This window comes from Gilvirhabdus luticola, assembly GCF_040117515.1.
Taxonomy (GTDB): Bacteria; Bacteroidota; Bacteroidia; order Flavobacteriales; family Flavobacteriaceae; genus Gilvirhabdus; species Gilvirhabdus luticola.
On sequence record NZ_JBEEEN010000008.1, the window covers coordinates 109745 to 122374 of the forward strand.

The 12630-nt window shown below is 32.6% G+C and carries 11 protein-coding genes; 1 reads left to right on the top strand and 10 read right to left on the bottom strand.

The annotated features are described in order from the left end of the window. Position 1: 1 nt before the first annotated feature. The 5 genes from AAFP94_RS12895 to AAFP94_RS12915 form a co-directional block, all read right to left on the bottom strand. The gene (locus tag AAFP94_RS12895; protein WP_316663152.1) at positions 2-1156 is read right to left on the bottom strand and encodes an MFS transporter; all 1155 of its coding nucleotides are present in this window, start codon (positions 1154-1156) and stop codon (positions 2-4) included. A 91-nt stretch (positions 1157-1247) separates the two neighbouring features. Beyond that, positions 1248-2900 carry a tetratricopeptide repeat protein gene (locus AAFP94_RS12900; protein WP_316663153.1) on the bottom strand — a complete coding sequence of 551 codons (1653 nt, stop codon included), beginning with the start codon at positions 2898-2900 and terminating at the stop codon, positions 1248-1250. A gap of 87 nt (positions 2901-2987) precedes the next feature. Next, positions 2988-3917 carry an EamA family transporter gene (locus tag AAFP94_RS12905; protein ID WP_316663154.1) on the bottom strand — a complete coding sequence of 310 codons (930 nt, stop codon included), beginning with the start codon at positions 3915-3917 and terminating at the stop codon, positions 2988-2990. Positions 3918-3987: 70 nt separating this feature from the next. Beyond that, positions 3988-5097, bottom strand: a complete 1110-nt coding sequence (locus AAFP94_RS12910; protein WP_316663155.1) for a D-TA family PLP-dependent enzyme — start codon at positions 5095-5097, stop codon at positions 3988-3990. Between the two features lie 11 nt (positions 5098-5108). Beyond that, on the bottom strand, positions 5109-5579 hold the full coding sequence (locus AAFP94_RS12915; RefSeq protein ID WP_316663156.1) for a DUF1569 domain-containing protein: 471 nt from the start codon (positions 5577-5579) through the stop codon (positions 5109-5111). Between the two features lie 161 nt (positions 5580-5740). Between AAFP94_RS12915 and AAFP94_RS12920 the strand changes: the two genes are divergently transcribed. Next, a complete protein-coding gene (locus AAFP94_RS12920) occupies positions 5741-7666 on the top strand; it encodes a T9SS type A sorting domain-containing protein (RefSeq protein ID WP_316663157.1) in 1926 nt (641 codons plus the stop codon). 6 nt (positions 7667-7672) lie between these two features. Here AAFP94_RS12920 and AAFP94_RS12925 read toward each other — a convergent pair whose 3' ends face one another. The 5 genes from AAFP94_RS12925 to AAFP94_RS12945 all read right to left on the bottom strand — a co-directional run bounded on the left by AAFP94_RS12925 (position 7673) and on the right by AAFP94_RS12945 (position 12438). Continuing rightward, the gene (locus tag AAFP94_RS12925; RefSeq protein ID WP_316663158.1) at positions 7673-9016 is read right to left on the bottom strand and encodes a GntP family permease; all 1344 of its coding nucleotides are present in this window, start codon (positions 9014-9016) and stop codon (positions 7673-7675) included. Beyond that, entirely contained in the window at positions 9013-10416 is a 1404-nt protein-coding gene (gene gndA / locus AAFP94_RS12930; RefSeq protein WP_316663159.1) for an NADP-dependent phosphogluconate dehydrogenase, read from the bottom strand. Before gndA ends, AAFP94_RS12925 begins: the two co-directional genes overlap by 4 nt. Next, positions 10409-10888, bottom strand: a complete 480-nt coding sequence (locus AAFP94_RS12935) for a gluconokinase (RefSeq protein WP_316663160.1) — start codon at positions 10886-10888, stop codon at positions 10409-10411. The genes gndA and AAFP94_RS12935 overlap by 8 nt, the downstream gene beginning before the upstream one ends. Positions 10889-10918: 30 nt before the next feature. Next, positions 10919-11920 carry an NADP-dependent oxidoreductase gene (locus AAFP94_RS12940; protein ID WP_316663161.1) on the bottom strand — a complete coding sequence of 334 codons (1002 nt, stop codon included), beginning with the start codon at positions 11918-11920 and terminating at the stop codon, positions 10919-10921. Between the two features lie 65 nt (positions 11921-11985). After that, the gene (locus AAFP94_RS12945; RefSeq protein ID WP_316663162.1) at positions 11986-12438 is read right to left on the bottom strand and encodes a cold-shock protein; all 453 of its coding nucleotides are present in this window, start codon (positions 12436-12438) and stop codon (positions 11986-11988) included. Positions 12439-12630 lie beyond the last annotated feature (192 nt).

The window sequence follows — 12630 nt, forward strand, 5'->3', positions numbered from 1 at the left end:
ATTAACCTTTTTTCAGCTCTTTTTTAAATTGGAATAAACGCCAGGAAATAGGTATAAAAGATAAGGATGCGACTACAAATAATAGAAATGCTAATTGTAATCCGAAGGCATTGGATAAATAGCCTATTAGTGGTGGTCCTAGAAAAAACCCTACTAGTCCATAAGTAGAGAGTATGGATATAGCCATACCTGGCGCATATTTTTTGGAATATCCCGCCAAAGAATATGTCATTGGGAAAATTGATGAAGTACCAAAACCTACCAGACAGAAACCAATCATAGCCGGCCAAAAGTATGGGAAAATTACAGCAATCAATATCCCAGAAGCCAAAAATATTGCACTTAAAACATAGGTGTTTTTCATTCCAATATTATCAATTAACCTGTCGGAAAAAAATCTTGATAATGCCATACATGTCATAAAGGTTAAATAACCATAGGTAAAGACTTCTACCTTAATTACATCTTTAAAGTATACGCCGCTCCAATTAAACATACCTCCTTCACAAACAGCTGCAAAAAATATTAACATACCAAGGTATAAAATGTACTTGTCAGGTTTCCCGATAATAAGTTTATTTCCCGTTTGGGCGACATCTTTTTCCAAGACATGTTTATAAGCTATAATTGAAAGAATAATAGTTAAAATTGCAATAATTACCATATGAGTCTGCATGCTGATATAATATTTGACCATAATAGTGGAAAAACCTACACCAATCATGCCTCCAGAACTCCAAATACCATGCAAGGAACCCAAGATTCTTCTGTTATAAATCTTCTGTAAATTAATGGATTGTGTATTTACTGAAATATTGAAAATCCTCATAAAAAAGGCAAATAAACCCAAACTAATGACGAGCATAAAGATGGAACTTGAAAAACCAATTAAAACCAATGAAGCCGTTAATACAAAAATAGATGCCAGCATTGGTATTCTGCTTTCATATTTGGTCATTAGCCAACCAGAAATAGGTAAACCGATCATAGAACTAATGGGCAATGCCAAAAGGATTGTTCCTAACTCTGCATCATTTAGGTTATAAATTGATTTTATGGTTGGTATCCTAGATGCCCATGAAGCAAAATTAAAACCCGATAAGAAAAAGAAAACGCTTAATGCTAAACGTTGGTGTTTTATATTATGGTATACCATTTATAGCCTATAAAAGATAGGCAATAAATATATGCTTCATTTTGAAATTAAATCTATTTATATCAAAAAAATACTTGTGATTTAAATCTTATTAGTTATCATTTGCAATCTTATTAAGCATCATTTTCGCATTTTGGCCTGTTGGCCCATCTGGATCCATTTTTAGTGCCTTACTATAGAATTCTTTAGCCTTTTCTTTATTGCCGGCATTTAAATAAGCTTCTGCAAGACTATCCCAAGCATTTGCTGAATTAGGAAATAATTCAGTTGTAAATTGAAACACAAAAATGGCTTCATCATGTTGCCCATTACCTAAAAGTCTATAGCCTGCTTGATTGAATTCACTCTCAAAGTTGAAATATCCATATCTGGGATCGTCAACCATTTTTATGGCATCTGCCTTCAATTGGTCAATTTTGCCTGCAAGAAATAACTCCGTTAGATGTCCCATGGGATCTGTTATGAAGCCTTCATCTGAAAATGATAATATGGCATCCATTACTGGATCTTTGTTGGTTTTGTATTCTTCAAAGCTCATATCAACATTAATGTGTGGTGCCATCCATGGAGCATTTTCCCATTGTGGTTTATCTTGCCACCAGGCAAATGATAAGTAAACGGAAACCTGACTATTAGGGAGTTTTACCTCTCTATTATCACCATAAAAATTGATATTTTCACCTGTTGGCTCACCTACAAAAATGACATTGGTGTAATTATCCAACTCATTTACCAAATTTTGGCAAGCTGAAAATGTTCTTCTGCCAATAATCACAAAAAGGTTTCCAGTCTTGTTTATTTTCTCTGATTTAATAATTCCTGTAACAATGGGTTTGTTTTTATAATTGTTTCCTCCTCCATTAAGTCTTACATCCAAAACTAAACGCTCTACATCATTATTATCTATATAATTGAATAATCGTTCATAAAAAGCAGGAATATCCTCGTCAGGGTCATCCTGAATCTGGCTATGCCTTACATAAACCGTTTTATTTTCTGGAAGATATTCGAAATAATATATTTTATCGAGTTTATCAAGATATAATGGTGTACTGGTCTGATCTCTGGCACTTAACCATGAATCTTGATGTCTGGTTAAGGTATATTGTCGGGGTACATTTTCTCCGGCAGGAAGTGATTTTAACAATTGTTTGAATGTTTTTCCATTTTTTTCTAAAGTCATTTCAACTGGATCTGAAATATTATCAATAACACCTTGAGCATGTAATACTTCCAGTGAAACTAAATATAGCATTCCATAAGCTTTGAAAAATTGCTCATTTTCTACAGGCACTACTGGATAAATAGCCTTGAGAGCCTCATCGATATTCATATTGCCAATCTTGAGAACTTTGGCTCCTAATGCATTCTTGTAATCTTTATGTGCGCCTTCAATAAAAACTCCATCACTGAAGTGATAAAAATTCACAGGTAAAAAATCCAATGGTATTGGCGCCGATTCAAATCCTAATCTGGTGTGACCATACTTAAATAATGCAATTATTTTAGATAGACCAACTATAATTTCATGATCAGATAAATTAGGAATTTCATTATACAACTGTTCTACCTCATGGTCAAAAACGTCTGCTGCCGTTTTTTTGAATAAGAATGAATAGTCTTTGTGAACTGTTTCCTGAAGAAATTTAAGATCGTCTTGCCATTGTTGTGTTGTGAATTTTGTTTGACTAAAAGCATTACAAACCATAGCTATAGCCAATAATAATAGGGTAGCTTTTTTCATTTTTGATTGATTTTTAAAACGGTTTATATTGAAAAGACAACTAATTACTCGATTTGTTACAAAAAATAGTGCAATATTTAAAAGAAATTATTTATTGCCACTACTTGAAAAACGTCTGAAAATTGTCAATTTTTTCTTTGTATTGATAAAATAAACACCTGTAAGCAAAATAGCTGCTGCAATTACAGATTGAGTGCTAATTTGTTCGTTAAGAAAGTACCAGCCTAATATTAATGCAATAATCGGGTTTACGTAGGTAGATGTTGCTACTTTGTCTGGAGAAACTACTTTTAGTAAATAATTAAAAGAAGTAAAAGCAACAATGCTTCCAAATAATATTAACAGCAGCATAGACCAGAGTGCCTTATTACTCCACATAGTTGGTGATGACCATGTTTCTCCAAATAAGATACTGGCAATAAAAAGCATTAAACCTCCAACCACCATTTGGTAGCCAGTATTCACGAAATAGTTAGATGGTAGATTAGCCTTACCAACAAACAAACTACCATAAGCCCAGCTTAACATGCAAATAAAAATCATAATCATTCCGGTAACACTGCCTTCTTGACTCACTATTTCTTTTTGGCTTACGAGTAAATAAATTCCTATAACACCTAATATGACACCAATATAAGACATTAGCTTGATTTTCTTACCTTGATGAATGCGCATTAATATAAGAACCAATAAGGGCTGTGCCGATATCTCTAATGCAGTAAAACCACTATCCACAAACATGAGTGCCCAAACCATTAAACCATTTCCAAGAGTTAAAAACAAAAACCCTGCAATTACTGTATTGATTAATTGTTTAATACTGACTTTTATTGACTTACCCATAATTATGGCAATGATAAAAATCAATATGCCAGCAACGATAAACCGAATTGAAGCCAACATGAAAGGAGGTAATTCTGCAACAACTATTTTATTCAATAAATATGTAGATCCCCATATTACATAAATTGAGAAGAAGGCTAAAATGATTAGTACATTTTTTGGGATCTTGATCATAAGTGATATTGAGATTAATCATCAATATTAAAAAAACTTAATCTAGGAAAAATTCTTTTAGGAAAGAACTTTAAATGGTTAATTTTCTCTTTCTAGCAGAAATTTCCCAAACATCTATATTTTTACTATCGGATATAACAGTAATATCATCATACAAATTTATTGTTGGGCAAATATGATACGGAACACCATATAGAACATCACCTATTTCAATTTTAGAATCATGTTCTACAGATAAGACACCATGCTCTTCGCTTTGCGAAAGAAGAGTATACTTTGATAAATTTAAAAATCTTATGCGTTTATCTATAGGATTTTCTGATGCAACAGCTTTATGCCCAAGATCTATGGTAACTATTCCTTTTTTTGGCATTGACACGACTCTGGTTATTACTAAAACGGCAAACTTAAACTGTTGTTCAGCTAATTTTTCATTATAGCCAAAATCCCAAAAGACGCAAGTCCCTGGACTACAAATTCTGTTGGGCTCTAATAAATGTGATGTAAAAGAAGGTGTTCCACCACATATGAGCTGAATATTGGGATATGATTTTTTTAAAGAGTTTTGGATTGTAATGATTTCTGAAAATGAATCTTCTATCCTATTTTTTCTTTCTTGAAAATTAGGATCTCTAAAATGACCATCGTAAACATGTAATCCTTTGAAATATAAATTATTATGTGACTTTATGTTATCTACTAATTCATATACATTGTTATTAGGCTCAATTCCCGAACGATTCATTCCATTGTTTACATCTATAAAAATACCTATCTCTACATGATGTTTTTGAGCTGCTTCATTAAGTAATCTCACACTTAATTTATTATCTACAATTGTTAAGAATTGAGTCTCTGGAAAATGGTTAATTAAATTACAAAAGCGGTCAATTTTTGGACCAACAAGTTGGTGTGCTAATAAAACGGACACTGCTCCTGCTTTGGCGGCAATTTCAGCTTCAGAAATCGTTGATGCCTTAAAATTCAAAATACCTAAAGCAATAAAATGGTTTAAAACTTTAGGCATTTTGTTTGTCTTAATATGCGGCATCAGGATTTCCGGTTGATTATTTACCATTTCCAGCATTTTATGGAGGTTATGCTCAAAATGATTTTTATATAAAACCAGTGATGGAGAATCTATGTCTTGAATTCTATCTATTTCGTACCAATTATTCATTGTTAACGATGCTATTTCGTATTTAAAATATCTCTTATAATCTTTAAATGATGTTCCGTATGAATTTCTAAAAACAATTGCGTTTCTCTTTTATTCAATAGCCCAAAAATAAAGTGTACAAAATTAGCATGACTCTCTAAAGTCTCAATGTCATGTACATTTTGTTTTGCAAGATTTTGCAATTCATTCAGGTTTTCTAATGAAAAGGATTCTGGGGGAAGTACTCCTTTAGGAGCTCTAGCTACACCTCTAGGAAGATATTTTTTTGTAAAATACTTTTCTCTATATTCATTTAAATTTGTTTTGTAATCTTCAGGTCTAGAAACTTTAATCGAATCGGCTACAACATTGATAACCTTTAAAATATGGTAAATCTGCCATCCTACCGATACATCAGATATTTTGTTGTTTAAAACATCTTTGTATTTAAAATACGATTCTACCTCTATGAGTTGAATTGAAAGGGATTTTGTTTCTGACATTCAATAAAATTTTTAAAAGCTAAAATAGGATTTATTATCTATTTACAAGCATTCTAAATTGATAAAGGATGATATAAATCATAGTTTAAATTATTGTCTATTAATACCTTAATATTTCCTTTAAATCATAGATAGAAATATTCACAATAAATTTACTAGTCATGAAATCAGCTTATGAAAAACTTGGAGTAGTTTTTATTTTAGCACTTTTTCTAATAAGCGCAGTAGCCACTTCAATTGATGATTTTTTCTTACCTGGATCGCAACCTGGCCAGTCAGGTACTTTTGATGCCCCCGATAATTGTGCAAGTTGCCATGGCAACTACGATACTGATGTAGAACCAATGTATAATTGGCAGGGCAGCGTTATGGCTCATGCCGCTAGAGATCCTTTATATTTGGCCTCTTTAACTATTGCAAATCAAGACGCGCACCAATCAGGAGATTTGTGCATACGTTGCCATGCACCAGCTGGTTGGTTAAGTGGTCGTTCTGTACCAACTGATGGATCTGCTCTTACAGATCAAGATAGAGAAGGCATAGATTGTCATTTTTGTCATAAACTCATTGACCCTGCAAGCACTACTTCTATAGACCTAGATTATTTAAATACTTTAAGCATTGTACCTCCACAATCTGGTAATGGCATGTATGTCGTTGATTCAGATAATAAAGCAAAGCGAGGTCCTTATAATGACACCAATGCAAAACATGAAGTTATATATTCAACATTTTATAGTGAGTCTACGCTTTGTGCAACATGTCATGACGTAAGTAACCCTGCATTTACTTTAGCTCCAGACGGAACTTATGTCCCCAATGAATTTGGAGAGGCCTCTCCTACTTTCAACACTTATGAGATGTTTCCAGTTGAGCGTACCTATAGTGAATGGAGCATGAGTGCTTATAATTCTCCTGAAGGAGTGTATTCTGAAGTATTTGGAGGTAATAAGGGCAATGTATCTACTTGCCAGGATTGTCACATGAAAGATGTTACTGGCTATGGATGCAATAAAAATGGGGTTCCACTTCGAAATGATTTGCCACTTCATGATATGACAGGTGGAAATACATTTATTCCTACGCTTGTTGCACAACTCTATCCAGACGAAGTGAATATAGATGCAATAAATGCAGGAATCATTAGAGCAGAAGGCATGCTGAAGAATGCAGCAACAATGAATGTAGAAGTTGAGGCAGAAGCAGAAGGGTTTGAAGTTAGTGTTGAAATCATTAACGAGACTGGACATAAATTGCCATCAGGATATCCTGAAGGTCGACGTATGTGGATTCACTTGACAGCCTATGATGAAAATGATGCAATCATTTATGAATCTGGTAGTTATGATACACAAACAGCTATTCTGAACACAGAAAACGCAAAAATATATGAAGCAAAATTAGGAATGAGTCAAGCTGTAGCAGACGCAGCAAGTCTAGATGGTAATAAAACATATACTGCTGGTGAATCTTTTCATTTTGTACTAAACAATATGATTATTAAAGACAACCGAATTCCGCCTCGAGGTTTTACCAATGCTAATTTTGAAGCTATACAATCAGCTCCAGTTGCATATTCTTATGAAGATGGTGCATATTCAGATATTACAGTTTATGATTTACCACTAGAGACATTCAGAATTAACACCCAATTATTATATCAAACGACATCTAAAGAATATATAGAATTTTTACGAGACGAAAATACGACCAATAATTTGGGGCAAGAATTATATGATTTATGGGCTAATAATGGTAAATCGGTACCAGTTATCATGAACGAAAATGATTTCTATACAGATAATTTAACTATATCAAATCATTCTGCTGAAGAAGCTGCATTGAAAATTTATCCAAATCCAACAAATGAAATTTTATACATAAAACACACAAGCAAAATCATTGAACCAATAAGTATTGAAATCTATACTATTAATGGAAAACGAATTGATTATCTAGGTAAAGGAGTTAAAAGAGACAACGATAAATGGATATGGAATACCGGTAATGTATCATCAGGAATCTATATTGTTTCATTTAAATATGAAAACACGACTATCTCAAAACGTATAATTGTAAGAAAATAGCAACTTTTAAAAAATTAAAGAAAAGACACTCACTGAAGCAAATCCAATAAAAGCAAGAATGGTTGTCATAACGGTCCAACTTCTAAATGTTTGTTTTTCAGATAGACCTAAATATTTACTTACTAGCCAAAAGCCACTATCATTAACATGAGATAAAATTGAAGCACCTGATGCTATAGCAATAACTATAAGTGCCTTATCAATTTCGCTAACACCAGAACCTAAAAGTGGTGCAGTAAGTCCAGCAGCAGTGATCATAGCAACAGTTGCAGAGCCTTGTAAAATTCTAACCAATGAGGCAGCAATAAATGCAAATAAAAATAAGCTTACACCTTGATTAGCAAAATACTTGGCCAACATTTCTCCTGTTCCAGTGTTGACCAACATTTGTTTAAATACACCTCCAGCACCTGTTAGCAAAATAATGATGCCAGCAGGAGCCATCGATTTTGTTGTAATGTTCAATAAAGTTTCTTTAGCAGTTTGTCTACGTATTCCTAAAAGATACCATGCAATTAAATTGGCTAGAATTAATGCAGTAAATGGATGACCAATCATTTTAAGCCATTCTTTTAAGTTTTGAGAAATATTATAATTTTCAAGCAATGGACTGTTAAGTAATGTATTACAAACAATTAATAAGATGGGAATACCAATAATAGTTACTATAAGTCCGACTGCAGGATAACTACTTTTTTGAGTGTCTTCATCTAAAAGTTCTGGTGCATTTATATGAATTTTTTTAGCAATATATTTTCCAAACAGTGGCCCTGTAACAATAGCCGTCGGAATGCCAACAAGAAATCCGAATAAAATAACCCAACCTAAATCAGCTCTTAGAATATCTGCAACAGCAACTGGTCCTGGTGTTGGCGGAATAAATGAATGCGTTATTGCCAAACCAGCAAGAAGCGGAATACCATATAATAATAAAGACTTCTTGGTTTTGCGTTGTAAAGAATAAATAAGTGGAACTAAAATGATAAATGCTACATCAAAAAAAACAGGAATAGCAACAAAAAAACCAGCAATTACTAAAGCCCATGAAGCATTTTTTTCTCCAAACTTTCTCAATAAATAATTTGCCAAAGCTTCAGCTCCGCCAGAATGTTCTAATATAGCTCCAAACATAGCACCTAAACCAACAACAACAGCCACAAAGCCCAATGTATTTCCCATACCTTCCTGCATCGTAGAAATGATGGAATAAGGCTGCATTCCTGAAAAAACGCCAACAATAATACTTGAAATTAATAGAGCAGCAAAGGCTTGAATTCTAAATTTGAGAATGAGAATAAGCAATACTATTATACCCAATAATACCGCTGTTATTAATGAAAAATCTATCATTTTACTTTCCAGTTTGTATGAAAATATTCATTAGAATCTTTATCAATACGCTGATATGTATGAGCACCAAAATAATCTCTTTGAGCTTGTATTAAATTAGCAGGTAATTTATTTGATGTCATCGAAATCCAATAGTTATAAGCAGAACAAAATGAATCTAAAGCAATTCTTTTTGAAAAAGCATTCTGAATGGTTTTTGAAACATCATTTTCAAATTGGTTTAAAAATTTAAACGTTTTTGAATCATCTATAATATCCTCATTTTTAGTAAATAATGAAGATAAATCATTCATTAAAGCAGATCGAATAATACAACCATTAGTCCAAATTCTAGCTAATTCAGATAAATTTAAGTTCCATTCATATACATCAGTAGCTTGCTTTATTAATGCAAAACCTTGCTGGTGGTTTATTATTCTGGCAAATTGATACGCTTTTTTTATGGACTCTATATCTATACTCAATTTTTCATCGGATAATTTTTTTGTCTGATTAGAATAAACAACACGTTTTTCTTTAAAAGATGAAATATATCTTGCAAATACAGCTGATGACATTATGGTATTTGGATAGCCTAAATTTAGTGCTGCAATACTAGACCAAGAACCCGTACCTTTGTTTTGAGCTTTATCAAGAATTTTATCCAATAAATAATCATTACCTTCTTTTTTCTGAAGAATATTAGCCGTTATTTCAAGTAAAAAACTTTCAAGTTCTCCTTTATTCCATTCTAAAAAATATTGAGCAATCTCCTGATAATTCAACGTAGTGGATAATAACGCATATAATTCCGTCAATAATTGCATTTCTGCATACTCAATACCATTATGAACCATTTTTACAAAATGTCCTGAACCTTCTGGTCCAACAAAAGTGCAACATGGTTTACCGTTAGAATCTTTTGCTGCAATGGTTTCTAAAATTTGAGAGACTTGATTATAACTTTCTTTTGTGCCTCCAGGCATCATTGATGGTCCAGACCTTGCTCCTTCTTCTCCACCAGAAACACCACAACCAATAAAATTAATTCCTTTTGAAGACAGAAAATCAAATCGCTTTTTCGTATCTAAATAATGAGAGTTTCCTCCATCAATAATTATATCACCTTTTGATAAAAAAGGTAGTAACTGGTCAATCATTTGATCAATGGCATCTCCAGCTTTAATCATTAAAAATATTTTTCTAGGTGTTTTTTGTGAATCAATGAACGATTTAAGCTCTGTAAATCCTTGAATATTTGTAAATGAATGATTGGTTTTCAAAAAATCTTCAACTACATATTCCTCGCCTGGAAACTCACGGTTATAGACTGAAATGGGAAAACCATTTTCTGAAACATTTAGACTAATGCTCTTTCCCATAACACCTAGCCCTATAACACCAAAATCTGATTTAATCATTTAAGTTTAAAAGTATTTGTTTAATAATGTCTTCTTTAGACTTTGCAATATTAATTTTCAAACCATAATTAGGTTCTTCTAAAGTATTAAATTGAGATTGTAATAAATCTGACTTCATATAATGATTATGCCTTTGCTCTAATCTTGATTTAATTAGGTCAAATGACCCATCAAGAAAAACCCAAAAAATATTCTCTGTTTTTGAAGATAGCAATTTTCGGTAAGATTCTTTTAGTGCAGAACAAGCTAAAATGGCTCCACCATTATTTTCCCATTCTTCAATTTTTGAAGCTAAATTATTTAACCATGGTAGCCTATCTTCATCAGTTAAAGACTCATTAGTCTTCATCTTTTTAATATTCTCTTCTGGATGAAAATCGTCTGCATCAAAAAATGGAAGTTGAGTTTCTTTTGACAATAATTTACCTATTGTTGTTTTTCCACACCCGCTTACACCCATTATTATAATCATAAGCTTTAATTTGATTAAAACTTTTTAAAGTCATTCAATGACCTTTAATATTAATTTTCCTTTCTTTTCTCCAGTAAACAAGCGTTTGAAGGTGTCATAAAAATTTTCAATGCCCTCGTAAATATCTTCTTTACTTTTAAGTTTCCCTTCTTTTATCCATTGACTCATTTCTAGTGCGGCCTTCTGGTAATCTTTGGCATAATCGAAAACAACCATGCCTTGCATAGTTGCTCTATTGACCAATAAGGACATATAATTTGCTGGACCTTTCATTTTAGACGTATTATTATATTGTGAAATGGCTCCGCAGATGACTATTCTTGCATGCAAACGCAATATTGCCAAAGCATATTCCAAAATTTCCCCACCAACGTTATCAAAATAAACGTCTATTCCATTAGGGCATTTCACTTTTAGCTCTTTAATCACATTTTCGGATTTGTAATCTATAGCTTCGTCAAAACCTAATTCGTCAAGTAAATATTTGCATTTGTCTTTACCTCCAGCAATACCAACGACCGTGCAACCTTTTAGTTTGGCTATTTGTCCAACTACACTTCCTACAGCTCCAGCAGCGCCAGAAACTAAAACAACATCACCGAATTTTATCTTACCAACCTCAAGAATCCCAAAGTAAGCTGTCATTCCAGTCATCCCTAATGTACTTAAATACATTGGCATTGGAGCAATAGAAGGATCCACTTTATGCCAGTTAGATCCGTTAGTAATGCAATATTGTTGCACACCGCCAAAACCTGTGACACAATCTCCTACTTTAAACTTCGGGTTGTTTTTTACCTTGACAATCTTACCAATAGTACCAGCACGCATCACATCGCCAACTTTAATAGGTTCTATATAAGACCTATTGGCATTCATCCAACCACGCATCGCTGGGTCTAATGAAACGTAATGGTTTTGAACCAAAAACTCTCCATCTTTTAAATCTGGAATATCATTTTTTTCCAATCTCCAGATATCTGGTTCGGGAAATCCTATTGGGCGTTTTACAAAGATTAATTGTTTGTTCATTCTTTTATTTTAGATGTGTACTCTAAAATAAGAAAAATGATTGCAATCAAAAAAAAAGGAAAGTTTTATATTTTCTTCACCTTTACGGCGTTCATGCCTTTGAGACCTTTTTCAAGCTCGAAAGTCACTTTGTCATTTTCTATAATTTCGTCAATTAAGCCGCTAACATGAACGAAGTGTTTCTCATTGTTTTCAGAATCAATAATAAACCCAAATCCTTTTGAAGTATCAAAATAATTAACTTTACCTGTTCTTACTGGGTCAAATGCAGCATCTTCACTATCTTCTTTTTTAGGAATGCCTATTTCAATGCTCTCGGCATCGACTTTAACCTTCATATTTGGGTCTGGCGGAGTATCTGTTAAATTTCCATTATAGTCTACATAGGCAAACTGAATACCCTTGGTTTTTTGATTTTCTGCTTTCCGGGCTTCTTTTTTCTTTTTCTTGTCTTCGCGTTTTTTTAGTCTTTTCTTCTCTTTTTCGCTTTTATTAAATGTTTGTTGAGATTTTCCCATTCACTAGATTTAAATTTTACATTATGATTTTATAAATAAGAATTAGTGCAAAATCAAACAAATTTTTGAAGATAGGTTTATCAAATATCAATCTAATGTGTACAGAGATGTCTTAAATATTTTCAGTAAAGATAGGGTTTACATTCTTAAAATAAGAATCAAAAAAAATAGATAGCTAATTTTTATACTAGT

Excerpts from the sequence above, each read along its gene's own strand:
- AAFP94_RS12895 (WP_316663152.1), bottom strand. The coding sequence starts at position 1,156 with ATGGTATACCATAATATAAAACACCAACGTTTAGCATTAAGCGTTTTC.
- AAFP94_RS12900 (WP_316663153.1), bottom strand. The coding sequence starts at position 2,900 with ATGAAAAAAGCTACCCTATTATTATTGGCTATAGCTATGGTTTGTAAT.
- AAFP94_RS12905 (WP_316663154.1), bottom strand. The coding sequence starts at position 3,917 with ATGATCAAGATCCCAAAAAATGTACTAATCATTTTAGCCTTCTTCTCA.
- AAFP94_RS12910 (WP_316663155.1), bottom strand. The coding sequence starts at position 5,097 with ATGAATAATTGGTACGAAATAGATAGAATTCAAGACATAGATTCTCCA.
- AAFP94_RS12915 (WP_316663156.1), bottom strand. The coding sequence starts at position 5,579 with ATGTCAGAAACAAAATCCCTTTCAATTCAACTCATAGAGGTAGAATCG.
- AAFP94_RS12920 (WP_316663157.1), top strand. The coding sequence starts at position 5,741 with ATGAAATCAGCTTATGAAAAACTTGGAGTAGTTTTTATTTTAGCACTT.
- AAFP94_RS12925 (WP_316663158.1), bottom strand. The coding sequence starts at position 9,016 with ATGATAGATTTTTCATTAATAACAGCGGTATTATTGGGTATAATAGTA.
- gndA (WP_316663159.1), bottom strand. The coding sequence starts at position 10,416 with ATGATTAAATCAGATTTTGGTGTTATAGGGCTAGGTGTTATGGGAAAG.
- AAFP94_RS12935 (WP_316663160.1), bottom strand. The coding sequence starts at position 10,888 with ATGATTATAATAATGGGTGTAAGCGGGTGTGGAAAAACAACAATAGGT.
- AAFP94_RS12940 (WP_316663161.1), bottom strand. The coding sequence starts at position 11,920 with ATGAACAAACAATTAATCTTTGTAAAACGCCCAATAGGATTTCCCGAA.
- AAFP94_RS12945 (WP_316663162.1), bottom strand. The coding sequence starts at position 12,438 with ATGGGAAAATCTCAACAAACATTTAATAAAAGCGAAAAAGAGAAGAAA.